General features: G+C 61.7%; 20 protein-coding genes and 5 pseudogenes. 9 read left to right on the forward strand and 16 right to left on the reverse strand.

Translation table 11 applies throughout. The features are described 5' to 3' along the window. Positions 1 to 209 precede the first annotated feature (209 nt). The 5 genes and pseudogenes from cysG (at position 210) to N7E02_RS26930 (ending at position 5131) form a co-directional block, all read left to right on the forward strand. A complete protein-coding gene (cysG, locus tag N7E02_RS26910) occupies positions 210 to 1679 on the forward strand; it encodes a siroheme synthase CysG (protein ID WP_286580850.1) in 1470 nt (489 codons plus the stop codon). After that, positions 1676 to 1990: a DUF2849 domain-containing protein gene (locus tag N7E02_RS26915; protein WP_286580852.1), complete on the forward strand. Its 315-nt coding sequence runs from the start codon at positions 1676 to 1678 to the stop codon at positions 1988 to 1990. Before cysG ends, N7E02_RS26915 begins: the two co-directional genes overlap by 4 nt. A 20-nt stretch (positions 1991 to 2010) precedes the next feature. Then, positions 2011 to 3684 (forward strand): nitrite/sulfite reductase, encoded by a 1674-nt coding sequence (locus N7E02_RS26920; protein ID WP_286580855.1) that lies wholly within the window; start codon positions 2011 to 2013, stop codon positions 3682 to 3684. After that, positions 3684 to 4193: a DUF934 domain-containing protein gene (locus N7E02_RS26925; protein ID WP_286580858.1), complete on the forward strand. Its 510-nt coding sequence runs from the start codon at positions 3684 to 3686 to the stop codon at positions 4191 to 4193. Before N7E02_RS26920 ends, N7E02_RS26925 begins: the two co-directional genes overlap by 1 nt. A gap of 123 nt (positions 4194 to 4316) precedes the next feature. Further along, positions 4317 to 5131 (forward strand): annotated as a pseudogene (locus tag N7E02_RS26930) (ferredoxin--NADP reductase). A gap of 225 nt (positions 5132 to 5356) precedes the next feature. Here the strand turns inward: N7E02_RS26930 and N7E02_RS26935 are convergent. Together N7E02_RS26935 and N7E02_RS26940 are read right to left on the reverse strand one after the other, a co-directional pair. After that, complete coding sequence (locus N7E02_RS26935) at positions 5357 to 5776, reverse strand: SMI1/KNR4 family protein (protein WP_286580860.1); 420 nt, start codon at positions 5774 to 5776, stop codon at positions 5357 to 5359. A 126-nt stretch (positions 5777 to 5902) separates the two neighbouring features. Continuing rightward, positions 5903 to 6301, reverse strand: a complete 399-nt coding sequence (locus N7E02_RS26940) for a hypothetical protein (RefSeq protein ID WP_286580861.1) — start codon at positions 6299 to 6301, stop codon at positions 5903 to 5905. A gap of 296 nt (positions 6302 to 6597) precedes the next feature. On the opposite strand from N7E02_RS26940, the gene N7E02_RS26945 reads away from it, so the two are divergent. Further along, on the forward strand, positions 6598 to 7041 hold the full coding sequence (locus N7E02_RS26945; RefSeq protein WP_286580863.1) for an NUDIX domain-containing protein: 444 nt from the start codon (positions 6598 to 6600) through the stop codon (positions 7039 to 7041). 152 nt (positions 7042 to 7193) lie between these two features. Here the strand turns inward: N7E02_RS26945 and N7E02_RS26950 are convergent, their stop codons facing one another. The 9 genes and pseudogenes from N7E02_RS26950 to dusB form a co-directional block, all read right to left on the reverse strand. Beyond that, complete coding sequence (locus N7E02_RS26950) at positions 7194 to 7730, reverse strand: carboxymuconolactone decarboxylase family protein (RefSeq protein WP_286580865.1); 537 nt, start codon at positions 7728 to 7730, stop codon at positions 7194 to 7196. 207 nt (positions 7731 to 7937) lie between these two features. Next, on the reverse strand, positions 7938 to 9278 hold the full coding sequence (gene hflX / locus N7E02_RS26955) for a GTPase HflX (RefSeq protein ID WP_286580868.1): 1341 nt from the start codon (positions 9276 to 9278) through the stop codon (positions 7938 to 7940). Between the two features lie 75 nt (positions 9279 to 9353). Further along, positions 9354 to 9596, reverse strand: a complete 243-nt coding sequence (gene hfq, locus N7E02_RS26960; protein ID WP_007757453.1) for an RNA chaperone Hfq — start codon at positions 9594 to 9596, stop codon at positions 9354 to 9356. Positions 9597 to 9698: 102 nt separating this feature from the next. After that, positions 9699 to 10562, reverse strand: coding sequence for a D-amino-acid transaminase (locus N7E02_RS26965; RefSeq protein WP_286580869.1), 864 nt, complete (start codon positions 10560 to 10562; stop codon positions 9699 to 9701). Positions 10563 to 10652: 90 nt separating this feature from the next. After that, a pseudogene (ntrX, locus tag N7E02_RS26970) lies at positions 10653 to 12015 on the reverse strand (nitrogen assimilation response regulator NtrX). Next, positions 12005 to 14279 (reverse strand): annotated as a pseudogene (locus N7E02_RS26975) (sensor histidine kinase NtrY-like). Before N7E02_RS26975 ends, ntrX begins: the two co-directional pseudogenes overlap by 11 nt. A 312-nt stretch (positions 14280 to 14591) precedes the next feature. Further along, a pseudogene (ntrC, locus tag N7E02_RS26980) lies at positions 14592 to 16043 on the reverse strand (nitrogen regulation protein NR(I)). Next, on the reverse strand, positions 16040 to 17188 hold the full coding sequence (locus N7E02_RS26985; protein WP_286580872.1) for a two-component system sensor histidine kinase NtrB: 1149 nt from the start codon (positions 17186 to 17188) through the stop codon (positions 16040 to 16042). Before N7E02_RS26985 ends, ntrC begins: the two are co-directional and overlap by 4 nt. Then, the gene (gene dusB / locus N7E02_RS26990; RefSeq protein ID WP_286580873.1) at positions 17185 to 18213 is read right to left on the reverse strand and encodes a tRNA dihydrouridine synthase DusB; all 1029 of its coding nucleotides are present in this window, start codon (positions 18211 to 18213) and stop codon (positions 17185 to 17187) included. Before dusB ends, N7E02_RS26985 begins: the two co-directional genes overlap by 4 nt. A 150-nt stretch (positions 18214 to 18363) precedes the next feature. Here dusB and N7E02_RS26995 point away from each other — a divergent pair. Beyond that, positions 18364 to 19568: pseudogene (locus N7E02_RS26995) on the forward strand (bifunctional 2-C-methyl-D-erythritol 4-phosphate cytidylyltransferase/2-C-methyl-D-erythritol 2,4-cyclodiphosphate synthase). Then, complete coding sequence (locus tag N7E02_RS27000) at positions 19565 to 20065, forward strand: CinA family protein (RefSeq protein WP_286580878.1); 501 nt, start codon at positions 19565 to 19567, stop codon at positions 20063 to 20065. The pseudogene N7E02_RS26995 and the gene N7E02_RS27000 overlap by 4 nt, the downstream one beginning before the upstream one ends. A 4-nt stretch (positions 20066 to 20069) precedes the next feature. Here the strand turns inward: N7E02_RS27000 and N7E02_RS27005 are convergent, their stop codons facing one another. Continuing rightward, complete coding sequence (locus tag N7E02_RS27005; protein WP_286580880.1) at positions 20070 to 20528, reverse strand: type II toxin-antitoxin system RatA family toxin; 459 nt, start codon at positions 20526 to 20528, stop codon at positions 20070 to 20072. 31 nt (positions 20529 to 20559) lie between these two features. Further along, the gene (locus N7E02_RS27010; RefSeq protein WP_374730668.1) at positions 20560 to 21147 is read right to left on the reverse strand and encodes a P-loop NTPase family protein; all 588 of its coding nucleotides are present in this window, start codon (positions 21145 to 21147) and stop codon (positions 20560 to 20562) included. Between the two features lie 154 nt (positions 21148 to 21301). On the opposite strand from N7E02_RS27010, the gene N7E02_RS27015 reads away from it, so the two are divergent. Next, positions 21302 to 21487, forward strand: coding sequence for a hypothetical protein (locus N7E02_RS27015; RefSeq protein WP_286580882.1), 186 nt, complete (start codon positions 21302 to 21304; stop codon positions 21485 to 21487). An 18-nt stretch (positions 21488 to 21505) separates the two neighbouring features. Here the strand turns inward: N7E02_RS27015 and lipA are convergent, their stop codons facing one another. The 3 genes from lipA to lpdA form a co-directional block, all read right to left on the reverse strand. Continuing rightward, complete coding sequence (gene lipA, locus N7E02_RS27020) at positions 21506 to 22480, reverse strand: lipoyl synthase (protein ID WP_286580883.1); 975 nt, start codon at positions 22478 to 22480, stop codon at positions 21506 to 21508. A 36-nt stretch (positions 22481 to 22516) separates the two neighbouring features. Then, the gene (locus tag N7E02_RS27025) at positions 22517 to 22762 is read right to left on the reverse strand and encodes a GlsB/YeaQ/YmgE family stress response membrane protein (RefSeq protein WP_093000441.1); all 246 of its coding nucleotides are present in this window, start codon (positions 22760 to 22762) and stop codon (positions 22517 to 22519) included. Between the two features lie 218 nt (positions 22763 to 22980). After that, positions 22981 to 24426 carry a dihydrolipoyl dehydrogenase gene (gene lpdA / locus N7E02_RS27030; protein ID WP_286580886.1) on the reverse strand — a complete coding sequence of 482 codons (1446 nt, stop codon included), beginning with the start codon at positions 24424 to 24426 and terminating at the stop codon, positions 22981 to 22983. Positions 24427 to 24445: the final 19 nt, after the last annotated feature.

The raw sequence follows: 24445 nt of genomic DNA on the forward strand, positions 1-24445 counted from the left end.
CGCTTGCCCCGCCGCCCGGAAGAGAAAACCGCCAAGCCCCGGCAAAAGCTGGGGAAACCCGGGCGGACATGAGCCACCGGTGGCTTTTGCTCATGAAAGCCGCTGCGGCGCAAAAGAAATACCGCGCTGCAGGTGAGATCGCACATCCATTCCTTCAATCCCCTGCGCCTCTGCCCGATACTTCCCGAACCATGGTTCAGGATATTCGCATGCCTTCCCAGACAGATCGCATTCAAAACCGCCATCAGGATCGGCTGTCGGTATTCCCGGCCTTTTTCCGTGTGCGCGGCAACCGCGTCGCGATCTTCGGCAATAGCGACGAAGCTTTTGCCAAGGCCCGCCTGCTCGCCAATACCGATGCCGAGATCGTCGCCTATGCCGAGGAACCGGAAGCCGATTACGCCGCGTGGCTCGCCGCCCAGGGCATCGACCCCATCCGCCAGTCCTTCTCGGCCGAACAGGTGATCGGCGCCACCCTCGTCTTCGCCGCCACCGGTGAGGCCGAAGAGGATCAGGCGATCGTCACCGCCGCCCGCGCTGCAAAGATCGCGGCCAATGCCGTGGACCAGCCGGATTACTGCGACTTCTTCACCCCCGCCATCGTCAACCGCGCTCCGGTGGCGATCGCCATCGGCACCGAGGGTGCGGGCCCGGTTCTCGCCCAGATGATCCGCGCCCGCATCGACCAGATGCTGTCTCCCTCGCTCGGCCGCCTCGCCTCGCTGGCTGCGGATTACCGCGATGCCGCCGAACGCATGGTGCCGCGCGGCGTGTCCCGACGCATTTTCTGGCGCCGCTTCTTCTCCGGCGATGTCGCCGATGCTGTCGATGCCAATGATCACGCGTCCGCTCGCCGCGCCGCCAATGCGCTGCTTTCGACCTCCGGCAAGGCCGAAGGCAAGATCTGGCTGGTCGGTGCCGGCCCCGGTGCGGAAGACCTGCTGACGCTGCGCGCCCAGCGCGTGCTGATGGAAGCCGACGCGATCGTCTATGACGCACTGGTGCCGCAGGCGATCGTCGACATGGGCCGCCGCGATGCCGAGCGCCTGTCGGTCGGCAAGCGCAAGAACTGCCATTCCAAGAGCCAGGACGAGATCAATCGCCTGCTGGTCGATCTCGGCCGCCAGGGCAAGCGCGTCGTGCGTCTGAAGAGCGGTGATCCGCTGGTCTATGGCCGCGCCGGCGAGGAAATGGCGGCGCTGCGCGACGCAGGCATCGCCTACGAGATCGTCCCCGGCATCACCTCGGCCTTTGCCGCAGCTGCCGATTTCGATCTGCCGCTGACGCTGCGCGGTGTCGCCTCGTCGCTGATCTTCACCACCGGCCATGACCTGACCGGCAAGGTCCTTCCCGACTGGGCAAGCCTTGCAATTTCCGGTGCCACGATCGCCGTCTATATGGGCCGCACGGTCGCCGCCTCCGTGGCCGAACGCCTGATGGGCGCCGGCCTGTCTTCGGACACCACTGTCGCCGTCATCGAGAATGCCAGCCGCGCCGACCGCCGGCTCTTCCATGGCGTGCTCGGCGAACTGCCGGAACTGGAAGCCCGCGACGATCTCGATGGCCCGGTCATGGTGATCATCGGCGAGGCCGTCGCCGGCGCGAATTTCGACAAATCCGAACCGCTCTCCGCCTTCCGCAAGGCCGACAAGCGGGAAAGCATTGGAGTGGAAAAATGACCGAGAAGGTTCTCACCGCCAACCGCCTCTCCGATGGCATCGCCGTCTGGCTCGATGCCGCCGGTCAGTGGAACGAACACCTGCAGGAAGCGCTCGTCGCCCGCCATGCCGAGGCGATCGCCTCGCTGGAAGCGATCGGCAAGCGTGATTTCGCCGAAAACAAGGTGGTCGACGTCGCCGTGATCGATGTCGAGGAGACCAACGGCATTCTCTGGCCGACCCGCCTTCGCGAACGCATCCGCGCCGCCGGCCCGACCATGGAATATGCCACGGGCTATAAACCAGCCGACAAAGCCTTCATCGCAGTCTGATACCGAAAGACCGGGACCCCATGTATCGTTACGACGAATTCGACCACGCCTTTGTTTCCAGCCGCGTGGACCAGTTTCGCGATCAGGTCGAGCGCCGCTTGTCTGGCGAGCTCGCCGAGGACGCGTTCAAGCCGCTGCGCCTGATGAACGGCGTCTATCTCCAGCTGCACGCCTACATGCTGCGCGTCGCGATCCCCTATGGAACGCTGAATGCGAAGCAGATGCGGATGCTCGCCCATATCGCCCGCAAATATGACCGCGGTTACGGCCATTTCACCACCCGCCAGAACATCCAGTACAACTGGCCGAAACTGTCGGACACGCCCGATATCCTCGACGAACTCGCAAGTGTCGAGATGCACGCGCTGCAGACGTCGGGTAACTGCATCAGGAACGTCACCGCCGACCACTTCGCCGGTGCTGCCGCCGATGAGGTGGCCGACCCGCGCCCTTACGCGGAAATCCTGCGCCAGTGGTCCTCCGTCCACCCGGAATTTTCCTTCCTGCCGCGCAAGTTCAAGATCGCCGTGACCGGCGCCGAACGTGACCGCGCGGCAATCCAGGTCCACGATATCGGCCTGCATCTGAAGAAGAACGACCAAGGGCAGATCGGCTTTGCCGTCTATGTCGGCGGCGGACAGGGCCGCACACCGCTGATCGCCAAGAAGATCAACGACTTCCTGCCCGAGGAAGACCTGCTCTCCTACATCACAGCGATCATGCGCGTGTACAACCTGCACGGCCGCCGCGACAACAAGTACAAGGCCCGCATCAAGATCCTCGTTCACGAGACCGGTGTCGAGGAACTGACCCGCCAGGTGGAGGAGGAATTCGCCCACCTGCAGGAAACCGAGCTGAAACTGCCGGAAAAGGACGTTGCGGCGATCACCGCCTATTTCGCCCCGCCGTCCCTGCCCGACCGTGCCGAAGGCTGGGCGCAGCTGGCCGCGTGGAAGAAGCAGGACGAGGCCTTTGCCCGCTGGGTGGACCAGAACGTCCAGCCGCACAAGCATCCCGACTATGGCATGGTGACGATCTCGCTCAAGCCGATCGGCGGCATTCCGGGCGATGCGTCCGACGTGCAGATGGATGTGATCGCCGATCTGGCCGAGGAATTCGCCCATGACGAGATCCGCATCAGCCACGAGCAGAACGTCATCTTCCCGCATGTGGCTCTCGCCGATCTCGAACCGCTCTATCGGGCGCTGTCCGCCCATAACCTCGTCACCGCCAATGCCGGCCTGATCACGGATATCATTGCCTGTCCCGGCCTGGACTACTGCGCGCTGGCGAACGCCCGTTCGATCCCGGTAGCCCAGGAAATCTCCACCCGCTTCGGCGCACCGGAACGTCAGGCGGAAATCGGAGAGTTGAAGATCAAGATTTCCGGCTGCATCAACGCCTGCGGCCACCACCATGTCGGCCACATCGGCCTGCTTGGGGTCGAGAAGAAGGGTGCCGAGCTCTACCAGATCACACTCGGCGGTTCCGGCGACGAGAATACCTCGATCGGCGAAATCATCGGCCGCGGTTTCGAACCGTCCAAGGTGACGGATGCGATCGAAACCATTGTCGATACCTATCTCGGCCTGCGCGAAAGCAAGGAGGAAACCTTCCTCGCGGCCTATCGCCGTGTCGGGCCGCAGCCATTCAAGGATGCACTCTACGGTGAAGCCAAGGCGGAGGCTGCGTGATGGCGAAAATCTGGAGAGAAACCGGCTTCGTCGAGAACGATCCCTGGGTGATCGAGACGGAAGAAGTGCAGGCTTCGGAAGATCAGAAGCCGCTTCTGCCGCTCGATCAGTTCATCGAGAAGGCGGAAGCGAGCAATGATGTCGGCCTCGGCGTGCTGATCAAGCCCGCCGACGATGTGCGCAAGCTTGAACCCTATCTCTACCGCATCGAGATCGTCGCGGTGGATTTCCCCGCCTTCAACGACGGCCGCGCCTTCAGCCATGCCTCGCTGCTGCGCGACCGGCTGGCCTACAAGAACGAGCTGCGGGCCGTCGGTGACGTGCTGATCGACCAGGTCCCGCTGATGCTTCGCTGCGGTATTGACAGTTTTGCCGTCACCAATGCGACCGCACTGAAGCGGCTGGCCGAAGGCCGCCTGCCGGGCATTGCCGTGCATTACCAGCCAACGGCGCGTCCTGCGGAACAGGGCGAAGGCTATAGCTGGCGCCGCCGAACAGTGCCCGCCTGATGAAACTTGACTAAAGATGACATATTTCTCAGGTTTCCGCGACAAACAGGCGCGGATGCCTTCAAATGCGCGGCTTGATGGTATATCTCGCTGTCGAACGATGAGACTGGAAGACCGATCGCGATGAACGCTCCTACCAAGAACGAAGAATTTGCCGCAAAAATCCCGGATGGCGTCTATGCCGAGACGGTGATCGCCGTCGAGCATTACACGGACCATCTGTTCCGTTTCCGCATGACGCGTCCGGCAGGTTTTCGTTTCCGTTCGGGTGAATTTGCCATGATCGGCCTGATGGTCGGCGAAAAGCCGGTCTATCGCGCCTATTCGATCGCGAGCCCGTCCTGGGACGAGGAACTGGAATTCTTCTCCATCAAGGTGCCGGACGGTCCGCTGACCTCGCATCTGCAGGCGATCAAGCCGGGCGACACGGTGCTGATGCGCAAGAAGCCGACCGGCACGCTGGTGCTTGATGCCCTGACGCCGGGCAAGCGCCTCTACATGTTCTCGACCGGCACCGGCATCGCGCCGTTTGCCAGCCTGATCCGCGATCCGGAAACCTACGAAAAGTTCGACGAGGTCATCCTCACCCATACCTGCCGCGAGGTGGCCGAACTGAAATACGGTTTCGACCTGATGGAAGAGATCCGCAATCACGAGTTTCTGGCCGAAGTCGTCGGCACCAAGCTCAAGCACTATCCGACCGTCACCCGTGACCCGTCCTACCCCTATCAGGGCCGCATCACCGACCTGATCGACAGCGGCAAGCTGTTCACCGACCTCGGCGTCCCCCGCTCGACCCGGACGTCGACCGCGGCATGATCTGCGGCTCGGCGGCGATGCTGAAGGACACCAAGGAACGGCTGGAAAAAGCCGGCCTCACCGAAGGCGCCAACAACAAGCCGAGCGAATTCGTCATCGAACGGGCGTTTGTGGGGTGAGATGCGACGGCCTATGGCCGGCAAAATGCTCCGGTGGAGCATTTTGAGAATCGAACGCTGCGAGCCTAAAGCGAGCAGCCGGGAGAGGTCCGGTCGGGCGTAGCCCGAGCAATCGATCCAGTGAACCGTTTCGAGGACCTAACGCCCTGAGCCCTGGCGAAGGGCTGGGCGGGATGCGACGGCCTGTGGCCGGCAAAATGCTCCAGTGAAGCGGCTTGCACACGATCAGTTTCCGTTGACGAAACTGTCCACGACCCAATCGGAAAGGTCCGACCATCGCCCCTCGAACATCTGATCGTGGGACCACAGTTCGACTGAACCATCCGGTAAAAGACAATAATAATCGCCATTGTCTCGGCAGATAGGCAGCCAGTCGTTGGGGACGCCCGATTCCCGCGCGGTCGCTATGCTCGGAATGATATTGCAACGCCCTTCCCCGTCGGCGCGAAGATACAGCAACTCCTTGCTCAGAACGATATGTCCCGCATTTTGAACGAGATATCGATAGTCAGTTGGTAGCTTCAGACCAATCGCGCCTTCGACATACTGAATGACGTCGTCATCGGGAGGCAGGATTGGTGAAACAAATCCATCATCATGCTTCTTGAGTAGCTCTACTGCTTCCTGAATCTTTGCTGATGCCATTGGAACGCCCTGCGAGTTTCGTTCAGGACGATATTGAGAAGATTGGCAGCCAAGGCAAGGCAGCAATGACAGCGGATATCGGCAGCCGGCCAACGACTGATCTCTGCCTCGGGCCGATTGCTACCATCAAGCTGATCCACTGAATGCATCTGCCTCACTTTGAGTAGCGAACGTGAATGTGACCAGTTCACTGCCATCGTCTTGACGGATGCCTATTGCAGTCACGATCAATCGAGCGATCTCGTCCTGCGCCTCGCGTCCTGACCGAGATGCTTTCACAGCCTTCTCGATGGACGCTGCGAAGACTTCGCTGATCAGACCGAGGCGCATATTGTGTTTCATGATGATATCCCGGTCTTCGATAATCGCTGCCTGTTCAGCCTTCGGGATCGCGGCATTGTCCATCGCGGTTATCGTGGCATTGGTCGCGAGCCTGATCGGACCTTCCTCAAGCCACCGCTCAACCATCTGCTGGAATTGAAGCATCCGCGCAGCAGGGATTGTTTTCTGTACAGTGATCGACATCTGCATTCCTTTGTCAGCTTCCATTCAGACCGATACGCGCTCCACGGATGGAGGATCGGCTGCCGCAATCATCAAGAAATCGCGCCAGCAGGGTGTATGGGGCTGAGCAACAAGCTTCAATGCATTTATGCTGAAGATCAACCTGCCGAATGAGGTGGAGGCGATAGCCGGGGCGGCCTGATGGACCGTTTCAGCCAGCGGGCCGCGTGGCGCAGAAGCGCCAATTGCAGACATTGAAGCGGGCAAGAGCTTTGGTTTATGGTCGCGCAGGGACTTAGTTTTTGGAAATCAGGCCTTTGAGTTACATTCAATCTCTTCGATCAAAGGTCGGACATGATCTCATCATGTTGCCCAGCGTGGCCGCGGTAATTTCCGACGCCGAAGGGCGGTTGCTTCTCCAGCAGAAAGGCAGCGGCGAAGGCTGGAGCCTTCCCGCCGGCGCGATCGAGCCGGGTGAGACACCCCATCAAGCGATTGCGCGCGAAGTCCTTGAGGAGACTGGGCTAACGGTCACAGACTCAGAAGTTTTGGCGGTATTTGGCGGTAAGGAATTCCGATACATCTATCCGAACGGAGATAGTGTCGAATATCTAGTCGTTTTGTTCAGATGCCTGACGAGTGGCGAGGCGGGAGGATGTACCGATCCTGAGACTGTCGGCCTCAAATACACGTCCTTCAACGAGATGCCGAGACTGGCCCTTCCTTATCCAATGGAGCTTTTGTTTCCAACAGGTAAGTAGCTACACAGCCTTCGTAGTCCGCCTCTTGCCCGAAGCGGACATCGGCGACATCTGCCAGATAAACCCGGAACACTGCACGCGCAGCGACGCGCCCCCGCCCCGCCGCAAAACCTCAATGCCGCGGAAATGCCGCGGCCGCGATCCGGGCCGCACTATCGGCAAAACTCGGCACCTTCGCGGCCACCTCCGGCTGCTCGTCGAGTTCGACATGCAGCGCCGATGTGAGGCTGGTGATGCTGTAGCACAGGCTGTGCACCGCGATGATCTCGACGATTTCCTGGTCGGTGAAGAAGCATTGCGCGTGCCAGACGACACTGCGTTCGGTCGACTTCCGGCACAGGAGCACGACGAGCTTCAGCAGCGCCTGCTCCTCTTCGGAAAAGACCGAGGATCTCGTCCTCGCCGGTGCGGATCGCCTCGATCTGCTTTTCGGTCACGCCAGACTTCCGCGCCAGGTTTTCATGGCCCGCCCAGGCATAACGGCCGCCGAGATAGGAGGCGGTGCGCAGGAAGGCGAGTTCCCGATGTTCAGGCTTCAGCGACAGCGCCGAAAGCTGCACCGCCGCCATTTTCACGAAGGCTTCGGCCCAGGCCGGGGCGTTGAATGCGACCCGCAGAAGATTGGCCGTCTGCGGCGAGCCGAGCGTCTTGGTGTAGATCTCGTCGGGAACAAAGGAAACCAGTGACATAGGGATGCTCCTCATCATGTCCTTCCCAGGCGGAAGGACGCTGACGGAAGCTCTCAAGCGAAGGTTTCGCTTATGCTACAGGACGGACGGGGATCGTTTCATCGATAACCGGAAAGTCTCGACGAGACAGCGAGCGATGACGATCACGCCGCTCTCGACGTGGTGTCGCGAGGCCTCTGATGCGGCCATAGACGAAAGGCCGGAAGTCTACCGCTCCCAGTCTTCCTTCTGAGGCTTCGGTCCGTTGCCGAGCCGGCGTTCAAGTTCCGCGGCCTGGGCTTCCGACATGCGCACGTCCAGCGTCACCGAACCGTCCTCGTTGTCCTTGCGGTCGTCGACGATGGAATTGCCGTAGACCCAGGAGACGAGCGAGAGCTTGTCGGTCGGGATGGTGATCGAGGTTTCGGTCAGAACGCCGGAAAGGCGCTTGGCGATCTCGTCCATCAGGGCGTCGAGCCCCTCGCCGGTGATCGCCGACAGCGCCATGATGTTGTCGCGGCCCTTGGCGCGGTCGAACAGCGCATCATGGGTTTCCGGGTCGAGCCGGTCGATCTTGTTCCAGACCTCGATGATGCGCTCGGAGCTTTCCTTCTCGTCGATGCCGAGATCGGCAAGGATGCGCAGCACGTCATGGGACTGGGCGGCACTGTCCGGGTCGGACATGTCGCGGACATGCAGGATAAGATCCGCCTCCAGCACCTCTTCCAGCGTGGCGCGGAAGGCGGCGACCAAATGGGTCGGCAGGTCGGAGATGAAGCCGACCGTATCGGACAGGATGACGGTGCGGCCGTGGGGCAGTTTCATGCGGCGCAGCGTCGGGTCGAGCGTCGCAAACAGCATGTCCTCGGCGAGAACGCCCGCACCGGTGATGCGGTTGAACAGCGTCGACTTGCCGGCATTCGTATAGCCGACCAGCGCCACGATCGGATGCGGCACCTTGCGGCGCTTGGCGCGATGCAGCTGGCGGGTGCGCACGACCTGCTCGAGCTCGCGCTCCAGCTTGACGATACGGTCCTGCAGCAGGCGTCTGTCGGCTTCGATCTGGGTTTCACCCGGGCCGCCCATGAAGCCGCCGCCGCCGCGCTGGCGTTCAAGGTGGGTCCAGGACCGGACGAGGCGGCCCTTCTGGTAGTTGAGATGCGCCAGATCGACCTGCAGCGTGCCTTCCTTGGTGGAGGCGCGGCGGCCGAAGATTTCCAGGATCAGACCGGTGCGGTCGATGACCTTGGCATTCAGCTCTTTTTCGAGATTGCGCTGCTGCACCGGGGTGAGCGGATGATCGACGATGACGAGGCCGGCGTCCTTCTCGTCGAGCAGCGCCTTGATCTCCTCGATCTTGCCTGTGCCCATCAGGGTCGCCGGACGCGGCTGGTTGACGGAGACGATCAGTCCCTCGGCAATTTCCAGGTCGATGGCGCGTGCGAGACCGGTCGCCTCCTCGAGGCGGGCCTCGTTGGAGCGCTTCGGAGCGACCACCACCGGCGCATCGCCCTGCCCGGTGCGGGCCCGTGTCTGCTTGAGCACGGGAACCACCACCACGGCACGCATGTCGTCCCGGTGCTTTTCGGCTTCCGGGACGAGCGATTCGTTAGACGTATCTCGGTTCGAAATCTGTCCTGATCCTTACGCTGCGTTTTCTTCCGTCTCGAACATCTGCATCGGCTGGCCCGGCATGATGGTCGAAATCGCGTGCTTATACACGAGCTGCGAGTGCCCGTCACGACGCAGAAGGACGCAGAAGTTGTCGAAGGACGTGACGACTCCCGTGAGCTTGACCCCGTTGATGAGGAATATTGTCAGGGAAATCTTTTGCTTGCGAACGGTGTTAAGAAATAAATCCTGCAGGTTCTGAGAACGTTCCGCCATAGCGTCGCTTCTTTCTTTTGCCGGCACGGCCGGGTCTGATCACTAGATTGTAAAGAGATGAACGGGCAATTCCCGAATTCCCTTCCCCCAAATGTCTGGTTATCAAATCACCGTCTTTTCCGCAATGTCGAAAAAGGCGTCGCGGATTTCGGATGCAACAGTGCCCGGATGGCCGTTGGCGATCGCCTTGCCGTCGACCTCGATGATCGGCACGCAGGAGCCGGTTGCCGATGTGAAGAACACTTCGCGCGCCGCCAGCATCTCTTCCGTCGTGAATTCGCGCTCCTCGACCGCAAGCTTCAGCGATTTCGCGACATCGAGCACCGTGGTGCGCGTGATACCGCGCAAAATGCCGTGCTCGGCCGGGCGAGTAACGAGCGCGCCGTCCGGCGTGACGATCCAGATATTGGACGATGCGCCCTCCATGACGATGCCATTGCTGTCAATGTAGACCGCATCCTGGGCGCCGGCCTCGCGCGCCTGCTGCTTGGCAAGCACGTTGGGAAGCAGGCCGACGGTCTTGATATCGACCCGGTCCCAGCGATTTTCCGCAACCGTAATGACCTTGATGCCGGTCTCGTATTTCTTGGCCGCGATCGACGGATCGACCGACTTCGCCGTGATGACCAGCGTCGGCGCGGTGCCGGCAGCCGGGAAGAAGTGGTCGCGGCGGGCAGCCCCACGCGTCACCTGCAGATAGAAGAGGCCGTTCCTGATCCGGTTGCGGCGCAGGACCTCGCGGATGACGATCGTCATGGCCTTGCGATCCATGGGCGATGCCATGCGCAACTCGCTCAGCGAGCGATCGAGCCGGTCGAGATGCCGTGTCAGATCGACGATCAGTCCGGCCCGGACCTCGCAGACTTCGTAGACGCCATCGGCAAACTGGAAGCCGCGGTCCTCCACATGGACGGCTGCGTCCGTGTGAGGAAGATACTGGCCGTTGACATAGGCAATTCTCGACATGCTGTTCACTTCATTTCGGGGCAGGATGTCTAAGGGGCGAAGCGAAGTGCCTGCCCGACGCTTCGCCATCCGCCCGTGATGACCGGCGGATCAGACGCCGAGAGACTTGAGCTTGCGGTGAAGTGCCGAACGCTCCATGCCGACGAATTCCGCCGTGCGGGAAATGTTGCCGCCGAAACGGTTGATCTGGGCGATCAGATAATCACGCTCGAACATTTCACGGGCTTCGCGCAGCGGCAGCGTCATGATGTGGACATTGCCCTTGGACGAGACCTTGGGCAGCATGTCGCCGAGATCGGTCGGCAGCATGTCGGCGGAAATCGCCGTGTCCGGGCCGTCGGTGCGGGCGAGGATCATCAGTCGCTCGATATTGTTGCGCAGCTGGCGGATATTCCCCGGCCAGTCATGGGCCTGCAGCACCGCCATCGCGTCGTCGCCGATCTTGCGCGAACGAATACCGGCCTGTTCGGAAACCTGGCGCATGAACATGTCGACGAGGAACGGGATGTCCTCGCGCCGTTCGGCAAGTGCGGGCACCTTGACCGGCACGACAGCCAGGCGGTGATAGAGATCCTCGCGGAATGCCCCTCGGAAATCTGGTTTTCCAAATTGTAGGCGGTCGACGAGATGATGCGGACATCGACCTTGACCCGCTTGGAGCCGCCGACACGCTCGAACTGCTGATCGACGAGCACGCGCAGGATCTTGTTCTGCGTCTCACGCGGCATTTCGCCGACCTCGTCGAGATAGAGAATGCCGCGATGGGCCTCTTCCAGCGCGCCGATCTTGCGGGCCTGGCCGGGGCCGCCCTCGGTGCCAAAAAGCGCGATTTCCATGCGCTCCGGCGTGATCGTCGCCGCGTTCAGCGCCACGAACGGGCCGGCAGCGCGCGACGACTTGCGGTGGATCATCCGTGCCACGAGTTCCTTGCCGGAACCGGATGGACCGAGGATCATGATGCGGCTGTTGGTTGGTGCCACCTTCTCGATCGTCTGACGCAGCTGCGACACGGCAACCGACGTGCCGACGAGCTCGGCCGCATCGCCGGTCCGGCGCTTCAGTTCGGAAACCTCGCGCTTCAGCTTGAGTTTTCCAGCGCCCGCTCGGCAATCAGGATCAGGCGGTCGGACTTGAATGGTTTCTCGATGAAGTCGAAGGCACCGCGCTTGATGGCAGACACCGCCGTCTCGACATTGCCGTGACCGGAAATCATCACGACGGGCAGGTCCGGATGGCGGGCCTTGATCTCGTCGAGCAGTGCGAGCCCGTCGAGCTTGGAGCCCTGCATCCAGATATCGAGGAAGACCAGCCGCGGCACGCGGTCGGAGATCGCCGCCAGCGCGCTGTCGCTGTCATGCGCCATACGCGTTTCGTGCCCTTCGTCGGATAGGATGCCCGCAACGATTTCGCGGATATCCGCCTCGTCATCGACGACCAGAATGTCAGACGCCATAAGCAATTTCCTTGTTCTTATCACTGGCGGATGCGCCGGCCGCATCGAGATGCGGCAGAACCACCCTGATCATGGCACCCTTGCCATGATCGAAATCGGCGGGAGCGTCATGCAGTTCGAGCTGCCCGCCATGCTCTTCAATAATCTTCTTCACGATCGCAAGACCAAGGCCGGTGCCCTTCTCGCGCATCGTCATATAGGGTTCGAGAATCCGGTGACGGTTCTCGGTCGGAAGCCCGATGCCATTGTCGATCACGTCGACGACGAAGACGTCCCGCGCCTTGTCGAAGCCGGTGCGGACCTTGACCTTCTGGCCATCCCGCTCCTCGCCTGCCGGCACGGATCTCGATCGCCTCGACGGCGTTCTTGACCAGATTGCCGAAAGCCTGGCCGAGCATGCGCGCATCGAACAGGCCTTCGAGCGGCTCCTCGCCGAATTCGCTGATGAACTCGACATGGCTGGCGCCTATTTCGCGCAGGAATATGGAATCCTTGAGGATGCCGCGCAGATCGGTGATTTCCTTCGACGGTTTGGGCATGCGTGCGAAGGACGAGAATTCGTCCACCATGCGCCCGATATCGCCCACCTGACGCACGATCGTATCGGTGCACTGATCGAAGACCGCGCGATCGTTTTCGTCGATCTGCTTGCCATAACGCCGTTTCAGGCGCTCGGCGGAAAGCTGGATCGGCGTCAGCGGGTTCTTAATCTCGTGGGCGATGCGGCGGGCGACATCAGCCCAGGCGGTCGAGCGCTGGGCGATCACGAGATCGGTGATGTCATCGAGCGTGATGACGTAGGAATCGGCGGCAGAACGCTGTTCCTCGCGGGTGACCTGGACGGACAGCGTCCGCTCCTTGCCCCCACGCATCAGGTTCACCTGCTTGCGGAAATCGCCGCGCGAACGGGCAGTCGCCTCGGTCAGCACTGGATCGATCTCCGGCGCGACCTCATTCAGCGTCTTGCCGATCAAACTTTCGGCGCTTTCGCCGAGCATTTCCTCCGCCGACGGGTTGACGATGGCGATGCGCCGGTCGTCCTCGACGCCGATGACGGCTGCCGTCACACCGGAGAGCACCGCTTCGATGAAGCGGCGGCGGTCGTCGACCTCGTCCTTGGCCTCGAGAATTTCGTCGCGCTGGCTGCGGATCTCGGAAATCATCTTGTTGAAGGTGCGCGACAGGCTGCCGACATCGCCATCGGCGGCGCGTACCGGCACGACGACATTGAGATTGCCGGCACCGACGCTGTCGGCGGCGCTGATCAGCAGGCGGATCGGGCGCACGATCCGGTCGGCGACCGCGATAGCCGCCCAGATTGCCGCAAGCAGCACGATCAGCGCAAAGCCGAGATAGAGCACGGCGAAGGCGACCTGCAGCGACATGCGGCCCGCTTCCATCGCCTTGTATTCGGCGGTGTTTTCCTCCATCAGGCGCATGGCGTTCATGACCTTCGGATCGACCGCGCGGATCGTATAGAGATAGGTGCCGGAGATCGCGTCCGTCTTGATCACCGCGCCGACGAGATTGGTGACACCCGGGGGTATCAGCGTCGGCTGGCCGGCTGCGGCAGATTTCAACGCATCCGCCGGGATGGCCGGCAGCGGCTTTTCGACCTTGATATCGGCCTGCGCGATCGCCGCACCGTCTTCCTGCACAAGGAAGGCGCCGAGCAGACCCCTGCCCCGCGCCTGGCGGGTCATCAGGTCGAGAAAGCCCGTGCGGTCGAGATAGAACATGGCCCGGTTGCGCTCCAGGTCGTTCGACATGGAGACAGTCTGGCCCTGCAGATAGCTGGCATTCTCCATCATGTAGGCGCGTGCGACATCCTGCGAGGACTGCACGATCGACTGCGTGCGCAGCGAGAACCAGCGATCGAGACCGACATTCAGCGTCAGGCTGGCGAAGATCGCCACGAGAACTGCCGGGGTAATCGCCACGATCGAAAAGAGCGCGACGATGCGCACATGGAGCCGCGCCGCAGCACGGCCACGATTGCGGGCACGCAAGAGCCGCGTCACTTCCCGGCCGATCAGATACATCAGCGCGAGGATGAAGAGCGAATTGATGACGGCGGAGGCGATCACGACATTGCCGGTCGGCGCGATCGGCGTCACCCCGAGGAGCACCAGCAGGGTCAGGCTGGCGCAGACCAGCGCGCCACCGGCCACGAGAATGCCCGGCAGCGCAAAGGAGGCACGCCGATCCTGAACAGAGGCCGCCGGCTGACCGTCGGCAAGAGATGCCGTCCCGCCGTCCACCATCGTTACCTCCGTCCTCAAGACCAAATGCCTTGCCGCCCGCACCCGACATGGGGACAGACGCATCAATACTGCTGAAAATGAATGTCCGTCGCTTCGACCGGGATGGAATCAGCCAGCCGAACAAGGGGCACCTGCGTGACCTCTAAGCAACGCATTGTGGCGAAAATGCAACGATGATCCCAACGTGTCAAGCGGCACGAGCATGAGGATCACGTGAATGCAGTATATTCACGCAACTCTTTGTGAAACGATAGAAACGGTCGAGAGGGGCAAGCGCGACCGCCCCTGATCTCCGGACTTTTCTTTCGAATACTACGCCGAACGGGAACTCCGGTAGACGGAAACTCCGAGTTCGCGAATCTTCTTACGCAGCGTGTTGCGGTTCAGGCCGAGCAGGTCGGCAGCCTTGATCTGGTTGCCGCGGGTGGCCGTAAGCGCCGCTAGAATCAGCGGATATTCCATCTCGGTGAGCACGCGGTCGTAAAGGCCCGGCGGCGGCAGACTGTCGCCGAAGCCGGCGAAATAGCTGCGCATGTTTTCCTCGACCGCCTGGGCGATCGTCAGCGAACCGTTGCGCGGCGCCACCTTGTCGATCGGGCTGTCGGGCACGTCGGCGCGCAGTTCCGTATCGATGATCTCGCGGGTGATGACCTCCTGCGGATAGAGCGCCATCAGGCGGCGCACGAGGTTTTCGAGTTCGCGCACGTTGCCCGGCCAGGCATAGGACTTCATCACATCCAGCGCTTCGTTCTCGAAGCGCTTCGGATCGAGCCCTCCTTCTCCGCCATCTGCATGAAGTGACGGACGAGATCCGGAATATCCTCGGCGCGATCGCGCAGCGGCGGCAGGCGCAGCGGCACGACGTTGAGGCGGTAATAGAGATCTTCGCGGAACAGGCCCTGGTTGATGAGCTGCTTCAGGTCCTTGTTGGTGGCAGCGACGATGCGCACGTCGGTGCGAATAGGCGTGCGGCCGCCGACCGTCGTGTACTCGCCCTGCTGGAGGACACGCAGAAGACGGGTCTGGGCATCCATCGGCATGTCGCCGATTTCGTCGAGGAACAGCGTGCCGCCCTCGGCCTGTTCGAAACGGCCGGTGGACCGGCTCTGGGCGCCGGTGAAGGCGCCCTTCTCGTGGCCGAACAGCTCCGATCTCGATCAGATCGCGCGGGATGGCCGCCATGTTGATGGCGACGAAGGGACCGTTGCGACGCTTGCCGTAATCGTGCAGCGCGCGAGCGACCAGTTCCTTGCCGGTACCGGATTCACCGGTGATCATCAGCGTCAGGTCGGTCTGCATCAGGCGCGCGAGAACGCGGTAGATTTCCTGCATCGCAGCCGAACGGCCGACGAGCGGCATGCCGTCCTGCATGTCGTCGTCGAGGCGAGCCTGCTTGCGCTTCGGCTCGGCAAGCGCCCGACCGACGATTGCGATCAGCTCGGTGAGATCGAACGGCTTCGGCAGATAATCGTAGGCGCCCTTCTCCGAGGCCCGGATCGCCGTCATGAAAGTGTTCTGGGCGCTCATGACAAGCACCGGCAGGTCCGGACGGGCCTTCTTGATGCGCGGCAGAAGATCGAAGGCGTTTTCGTCGGGCATCACCACGTCGGTGACGACGAGATCGCCCTCGCCCGCGGAAACCCACCGCCAGAGCGTTGCGGCATTGGACGTGATCCGGACATCGTAGCCGGCCCTGGTCAGGGCCTGGTTGAGCACCGTGCGGATGGCTGCGTCGTCGTCGGCGACAAGGATCGTGGCAGTCATTTAACGTTTCCTGTGGAGTTCAAGGCGCGGCCGTCACCGGCGTCATCCTTGTGCATGGGCATCAGAACACGGAATATGGTTTTGCGGGCCTGGCTGTCGCATTCGACAATGCCGCCATGGCCGCCGATGATCTTGGCGACCAGCGCGAGACCAAGGCCGGAGCCGTTCGTCTTGGTGGTGATGAAGGGGTCGAAGAGATGCGGCACGAGGTCGGGCGGCACACCGGGACCGTTGTCGATGACGCAGAATTCGAGCGGCAGCGAAATCTTGTCACGCGTGCCGGCGACGGAAAGCTTGATGCCCGGTCGATAGGCCGTGGTCAGCATGATTTCCGCGTCCGGCTGGTCATGAACCGCTTCCGCAGCGTTCTTGATCAGGTTGAGGAATACCTGAATAAGCTGATCGCGATTGGCATAGACCGGCGGCAGCGACGGGTCGTACATCTCGGAAATCTTGATGTCGCGAGCAAAGCCGGCCTTGGCGACAGCCTTCACATGATCGAGCACCGAATGGATGTTGAGCGGCACGCGATCGACGGGGCGCTCGTCGGAAAATACTTCCATGCGGTCGACCAGCGAGACGATCCGGTCGGTCTCGTCGCAGATCAGGCGCGTCAGGGCGCGGTCTTCGTCCGGAACGGAGGTTTCGAGAAGCTGGGCTGCGCCACGGATGCCCGAGAGCGGGTTCTTGATCTCATGCGCCAGCATGGAGGCGAGACCGGTTACCGAACGCGCCGCCGCCCGGTGGGTCAGCTGGCGGTCGATCTTGTCGGCCATCGAACGCTCCTGGAAAACGATGACGACCGAGCCGGGCTCGCCGGCGACCGGTGCGACATAGAGGTCGACCAGCTTTTCCTGTCCGAGCCGCGGGGAGGAGAGATCGACGCGGTATTCGTTGACCGGCGCCTTGCGCTCGCGCACCTGTTCGATCAGCGCAAGAAGCGGGCTGCCGAACGGAATGAAGCTGGAAATCTTGTATTTCGCCAGATGCGAGGCGCTGGCACCGAAGAAGGCCTCAGCCTCCCAGTTGGCGAATGCGATCTTGCCGGCCTGATCGACGAGGACGACCGGGTTCTGCACGGCGTTGAGAACGGCCATGGCGAGCGCCTGCCCGTGGGCGGCGTCCTGTACGGCGGACTTGGTCATGCGGCCTCCCTGTGAGACTGAGCGCGGCCGGCCATGGCGAAGATCCGAGACAGACGGCTGATGACGTCATCCGGATCCCGGGCAACCATGACTGCCGCTTTTTCTTCAGGCGCCGCTTCCGGCGCGTAACGTTCGATATACCAGCCGAGATGCTTGCGCGCGTGGCGCAGGCCGGGCTCCCGGCCGTACAGTTCAAGCATCGCCTCGTAATGCTCGATGACGATGGCGGCGATGTCGCCGGCTGCAGGCGCGGCATGTCCGGCAAGCCAGCCGATATGCCAGGGCCGGCCTTGAGCGCCGCGGCCGACCATGACGGCATCGGCACCGGAGCGGCGCAGGATCTCGGCCGCATCTTCCGGCGTCTGCACGTCGCCATTTGCGATCAGCGGGATGGTGATGACGTCGCGCACTGCGCGGATCGCATCCCAGTCGGCCTTGCCTTCGTAGAACTGCATGCGCGTGCGGCCATGCACGGTGATGAGCTGTGCGCCCGCCTCCTCCGCCCGCTTGGCGATCAGCGGGGCGTTGAGCAGATCATGGTCCCAGCCGAGGCGCATCTTGACGGTGACGGGCACCGATACCGCCTTTACCGTCGCTTCGATCAGCGACAGGGCGTGGTCGGGATCGCGCATCAGCGCCGAGCCGGAATAGCCGCCGATCACCTTCTTGGCCGGACACCCCATATTGATATCGATGATATCGGCGCCGTTATCGGCCGAGATCTTCGCAGCCTCCGCCATCCAATGGGCCTCGCGGCCGGCAAGCTGCACCATATGCGGTGTCATGCCGGCATTCTTGAGCCGCGCCCAGGATTCACCCTTGTTCATCACGAGCTCGCGGCTCGCCACCATTTCGGTCACGACGAGCCCTGCCCCGAAGCGCCAGGCGAGCTTTCGGAACGCGAGATCGGTGACACCGGACATCGGTGCAAGCACCGCCCGATTACGGACGGCGACGGACCCGATCTGGAACGGTTTAGCAAGATCACTGGAATGCAAATGATGATCTTTCAGGCAAGCAGGCATTGTGCACTATTTTTATTCAGGTAAGACGCGTTTGCCAAGAGAGATTCACAGGCTGCGTTATTTTTAAGCGGTACGCTGGAAAAGCGGCTTTTGAGGCTATAGTTCTGCCGCTGTCAATCCAAATCGCTAGGGCACGGGGACGACAACTCCATGACAATCGGCATCGTCATCGTCGCTGCAGGACGAGGTGAAAGAGCTGGCTCTCCGGACGAGGGACCGAAGCAATACCGCCCGATCGGCGGGCGTCCGGTCATTGCGCATACGCTTGCGACCTTCCTCGGCTGGGAGCGACGCGGACCGATCGTGGTCGTCATCCACCCCGACGACGAGGCGCTTTATGCCGCAGCGACAGCAGGTCTGGATGGTGTGGATAATGTCGTGACCACCTTCGGCGGCGACACGCGGCAGCGCTCGGTCTACGAGGGCTTGCGGGCGCTCTCGGCGACCGACGCAACCCATGTGATGATCCATGACGCGGCGCGCCCTTCGTCGACCACGACATGCTGGACCGCATCGCGGGCGCTTTCGACGATGGCGTCGACGCCGTGCTGCCGGCGGTCGCCGTGAGCGACACACTAAAGCGCGGCGGCAGCGACGGGCTGGTGCACGAGACGGTGTCCCGCAACAGCCTCTATGCCGCCCAGACCCCGCAGAGCTTCCTTCTCTCCGAGATCCGTTCGGCGCATGAAAAGGCTGCGGCCCTTCGCCGCGACGATTTCACCGACGACGCGGCGATCGCCGAATGGGCCGGATTGCCGGTGACCATCGTCGAGGGGTCCGTCGACAACATAAAACTGACCGTCAAACGGGATATGACCATGGCCGATGAAAAGCTCTCCTCGAAATTCTCGGCGGAAGGCCTGCCTGACGTCCGTTGCGGCAACGGCTATGATGTGCACCAGCTGGTGCCCGGAGACGGTGTGACGCTCTGCGGCGTGTTCATTCCCCATGACCAGAAACTGAGCGGCCATTCGGACGCGGACGTCGCGTTGCACGCGCTGACCGACGCGCTGCTCGCCACCTGCGGCGCCGGCGATATCGGCGACCACTTTCCGCCATCCGACATGCAGTGGAAGGGCGCGCCGTCGAAGATCTTTCTCGATCATGCGGCCAAGATCGTCCGCGAAAAGGGCGGCGTGATCATGAATGCCGACGTGTCGCTGATCGCCGAAGCGCCAAAGGTCGGGCCGCATCGCGACACGATGCGCGCCAATCTGGCCGAGATCCTCGGCATCACGATCGACCGCTGCTCGGTCAAGGCGACGACCAACGAGAAGATCGGCTTCGTCGGACGGCGCGAGGGCATTGCGGCGATCGCAACCGCCACCGTCGTCTATCGCGGAGAGACGGCATGAGCCTGTTTCCCGCCGATATCGAGGAAGAAGCGCGCCGGATCATCGCCGAGTTTTCCGCCCGCGGGCTGATGGTCTCAACCGCCGAATCCTGCACCGGCGGGCTGATTGCAGGCGCGCTGACGGAAATCGCCGGCTCGTCGGCCGTCGTCGACCGCGGCTTCGTCACCTATACGAATGAGGCGAAGATGGACCTGCTGGGCGTCAAATCGACGACGCTTGCAGCCTATGGCGCGGTATCGAAGGAAACGGCGCTGCAGATGGTTCAGGGCGCCCTCTTCCGTTCGCGTGCAAATCTTGCGGTGGCTGTGACGGGTATTGCCGGTCCCGCCGGCGGCTCAGCGGAAAAGCCGGTCGGCCTCGTGCATCTCGCCGCCCGTGGTCGCGAAGGTGCGATCCTGCACAGGGAAATGCGTTACGGCGATATCGGGCGGACGGAGATCCGGCTTGCGACCGTCCGTACGGCCTTCGAGATGCTTCGGGATATCGCCGGACGCTGAAGCGTCAGGCAGGTGCGTAGATCTTGTCGGCGCGCGATTCGAAGGCATCCGTGAACATGCGGAAGGCACGGTCGAACATCGAGCCCATCAGCGCACCGAGAATCATGCTCTTGAACTCGTAGTCGATGTAGAAGTGCACGACGCAGCCCTGCCCGCCATCGGTGGCAGGCTCGAAGCGCCAGCGGTTGTCGAGATATTTGAATGGGCCTTCGATATACTTCACATCGATTGCCTGCTCCGCCGGATTGAGCAGGACCTGGGTGGTAAAAGTCTCGCGGATTGCCTTGTAGCCCACCGTCATGTCGGCAAGCAGCAGCGTCTTGCCGTCCCGCTCCTTGGTCGAGCGGATGGCAAGCGCCTCGCAGAGAGGCAGGAATTCCGGATAGCGTTCGATGTCCGCGACCAGCGCGTACATCTTCTCGGGACTGTGCTTGACGGGGCGGCGGATTTCGAACTTAGGCATGACCTGCAGTTAAGCGGACGCCCTTTCAAGATCAAGCCCCGACAAGGTCGAGAAGCGCACGCATCTGCCCCCGGGAAGTGAGCATCACCACAGGACATTCGGGCGACAGCGCCTGGATGCTCTTGATGATCCGCGGCGTGGTCTTTGTCTCGAAATTCCAGACGAAGGATAGGAACTCGCGATCGGCGAGCCGCTCCCGGCAACCGGGCGCCATCTCGGGCCGGCTCCTGCCGAAATGGCGAAGGCTTCTTGAAAAGACGCCCCAGAGGCAGAGCCAGCGCGGCATGCGCACCCAAATGATCAGGTCGCTGCGCGGGACCCGAAGGTCGAAACTCGTCACACCAGTTCCGTCCATGATCCAGCGGTCCCTGGCAACAGCCTCGGCGATCAGCGCCCGCGCCTCGTCGCGATCCCGCCTTACCCAACCCGGCAGCCAGTAGAAGTCCCGGTCCATTGAGACAAAGGGTAGGTCGAGCCGCCGACAGAGCTTTTGGGAGAGCGTGGACTTGCCGCCGCCCGAGCAGCCGATGACAAGAACACGATCTGAATGTTCAAGTATTTTCGCCGCATCGGCGATATTCACGATGCGTATCGCTGCTCGCTCCGATGTGATGTCCACCGTCCGCCTCCCGCGCTTCCGGTTTGATAAATTTCAAGTTAAAGAAATTTAATGTGCCCAAGTGCCGAGTTGTAATGTACCTGACATCGCAATCCGCGCTATATTGGTGCGTTGCAACATTCTCAAGACCAAACCATCCGAAAGACGCATACCCATGGACGATTTCGCACAGATGATAAAGCTGCTCGAATCCGCGAAGCAGCTGGCAGACATGAATGGGTTGCCGATGCTCGCCTATTTCATCGAAATGGCTAAGGGCGAGACGCGCGGACACAAGTCCACGCTGCGGGAACGCAGGCACGGCCAGGAAAAGCCGCGCAAGATCGAAGCCGCCGAATAAAGATAAGCCGGGTGCCGCCTATTCGGCGGCAGCCAGCAGCTTCTTCTCCCGATTTGCCTTCAGCCGGGCAAAGTCATCACCGGCATGGTGAGACGAGCGGGTCAGAGGGCTCGACGAGACCATCAGGAAGCCCTTCGTATAGGCGACCGTCTCGTAGGACTTGAACTCTTCCGGCGTGACGAACTTCATCACCGCATGATGCTTGCGGGTCGGCTGCAGATACTGGCCGATCGTCAGGAAGTCGACGTCCGCAGTCCGAAGGTCATCCATCAGCTGCAGCACTTCGTTCCGCTCTTCACCAAGACCGACCATGATGCCGGACTTGGTGAACATGGTCGGATCGAGTTCCTTCACCCGCTGCAGAAGCCGGATCGAGTGGAAATAACGCGCGCCGGGGCGAACCGTCAGGTAGTTACCCGGAACGGTTTCCATATTGTGGTTGAAGACGTCCGGCTTCGCGGCAACGACGCGTTCCAGCGCACCCGGCTTCTTCAGGAAGTCCGGGGTCAGGATTTCGATCGTCGTGTTCGGCGAGGCCGCACGGATCGCCCAGATCACCTTCTCGAAATGCTCGGCGCCGCCGTCTTCCAGATCGTCACGGTCGACCGAGGTGATGACGACGTGCTCGAGGCCCATCTGCTTGACGGCCTTGGCGACGTTTTCCGGCTCGGCCATGTCGAGCGCATTCGGCTTGCCGGTCGCGACATTGCAGAAGGCGCAGGCGCGGGTACAGATCTCGCCCATGATCATGAAGGTCGCGTGCTTCTTGTCCCAGCATTCACCGATATTCGGGCAGCCCGCTTCCTCGCAGACAGTGACGAGCTTGTGCTCCTTCACGATCGAGCGGGTTTCCTGGTAGCCCTTGGACACCGGCGCCTTGACGCGGATCCATTCGGGCTTGCGCAGGACCTCGGTATCCGGGCGATGCGCCTTTTCCGGATGGCGGACGCGCTTCTCATCACTAAGATTGGTCCTGTCGAGAATGGTCACCATGAATTTCTGTCCTTAGCCGCTGATACTGCGGTCACGTCAACGTCTGACGAGTTTTGCGACGAATAGCAAAATGCACGAGCCGACGAAACCCTGCACCAGGTAACCCAGCCATCCGCTCGCGACATGGATATTGGCACTGTCGAAGATCGCATTGGCCAGCACCGCGCCGACAATGCCGATCACGATGTTCATGAAGATGCCGAAGCGCATATCCATCAACTTGCCGGCCAGCCAACCCGCCAAGCCCCCGATGATGATTGCCGCAAACCAGCCCACGCCCATAGATAACTCCGTCACTTCGTGTCCAAGATCCTCTCACTTGCGATTTCTAGCACTTAGCTGCGCTAAGATGCTGAAATCGCTTTCTCTCCACTAGGGGAGAGATAGGGGTGCCGCGCGCTCGGCGCCATACCTCTCCCTAGTGGGAGAGGTTACAAAATCATGATCTTAGCGTCAGCTAAGTCATAGATTTTGTTGGTGAGGGATTTCTCCCCGCCCCCTTACGCGTTCAGCACGCGCCCATAAGCATCCAGCACACTTTCCTTCATCGTTTCCGAGATGGTCGGATGCGGGAAGATGGTGTGCATCAGGTCTTCCTCGGTCGTCTCCAGGTTCATGGCGACGACGAAGCCCTGGATGAGTTCGGTGACTTCAGCACCGACCATGTGGGCACCCAGAAGCTCGCCGGTCTTCTTGTCGAAGATCGTCTTGACCATGCCCTGGTCCTCGCCAAGCGCCACGGCCTTGCCGTTGGCGGCAAAGGAGAAGCGGCCGACGCGGATGTCGCGGCCCTGCTCCTTGGCCTTGGCTTCCGTCAGACCGACCGAGGCGACCTGCGGGTTGCAATAGGTGCAGCCCGGGATCTTGCCCTTGTCGGTGGCGTGAACGTTGGGCAGTCCGGCGATCTTCTCGACGCAGACGACCGCCTCATGCTCGGCCTTGTGGGCGAGCAGCGGGCCACCGGCAACGTCGCCGATCGCGTAGATGCCGGGAACATTGGTCTTGCCGTAACCGTCGATGACGATGAAACCGCGATCGGTCTTCACGCCGGCAGCTTCGAGGCCGATATTCTCGATATTGGCGACAACGCCGACGGCAGAGATCATCCGGTCGGCCGTGACCTTCTCGGTCGTGCCATCCTTCTTCTCAAGCATCGCAGTTACCGAGTTCGAACCCTTCTCGACCTTGGAAACCTTGGTTTCCAGATGGATCTTGATGCCCTGTTTTTCGAACTGCTTCTTCGCAAAGGTCGAGATCTCGGCGTCTTCGACCGGCATGACCTGGCTCATGATCTCGACAACCGTGACGTCTACGCCCATGGCGTTGTAGAAGCTCGCGAATTCGATGCCGATTGCGCCCGAGCCCATGACGAGCAGCGACTTCGGCAGTTCTTCCGGCTTCATCGCTTCGAAATAGGTCCAGATCAGCTTGCCGTCCGGCTCGATGCCGGGAAGCGCGCGCGGACGCGCACCGGTGGCGACAATGATGTGCTTGGCGGTATAGGTGCCCTCGCCGAGCGTGTTCTTCGGCACCGGACCCTGAGGCTGGACAATCGGCTTGGAAATCTTGCCGACGACGATTTCGCCCGGCTTGGTCAGCTTGGCCTCGCCCCAGATGATATCGACCTTGTTCTTCTTGAACAGGAAGCCGACGCCGTTGTTCATGCGCGCGGCAATGCCGCGGGAACGGGCGACGATCGCCTTGACGTCCGGCTTGATCGAGCCTTCGAGCGTCAGGCCGTAATCCTTGGCATGCTGGGCGGTGTGCATGACATCGGCGGTGCGAAGCAGCGCCTTGGTCGGGATGCAGCCCCAGTTGGAGCAGATGCCGGCGAGATGTTCGCGCTCGACGACGGCAACCTTCATGCCGAGCTGAGCTGCGCGGATCGCCGCGATATAGCCGCCTGGACCGGCGCCGATGACGATGAGATCGTAGGATTGAGCCATTGTTTCCTGCCTTTATCCT

The organism is Terrirhizobium terrae (assembly GCF_030323265.1).
Classification (GTDB): domain Bacteria; phylum Pseudomonadota; class Alphaproteobacteria; order Rhizobiales; family Rhizobiaceae; genus Neorhizobium.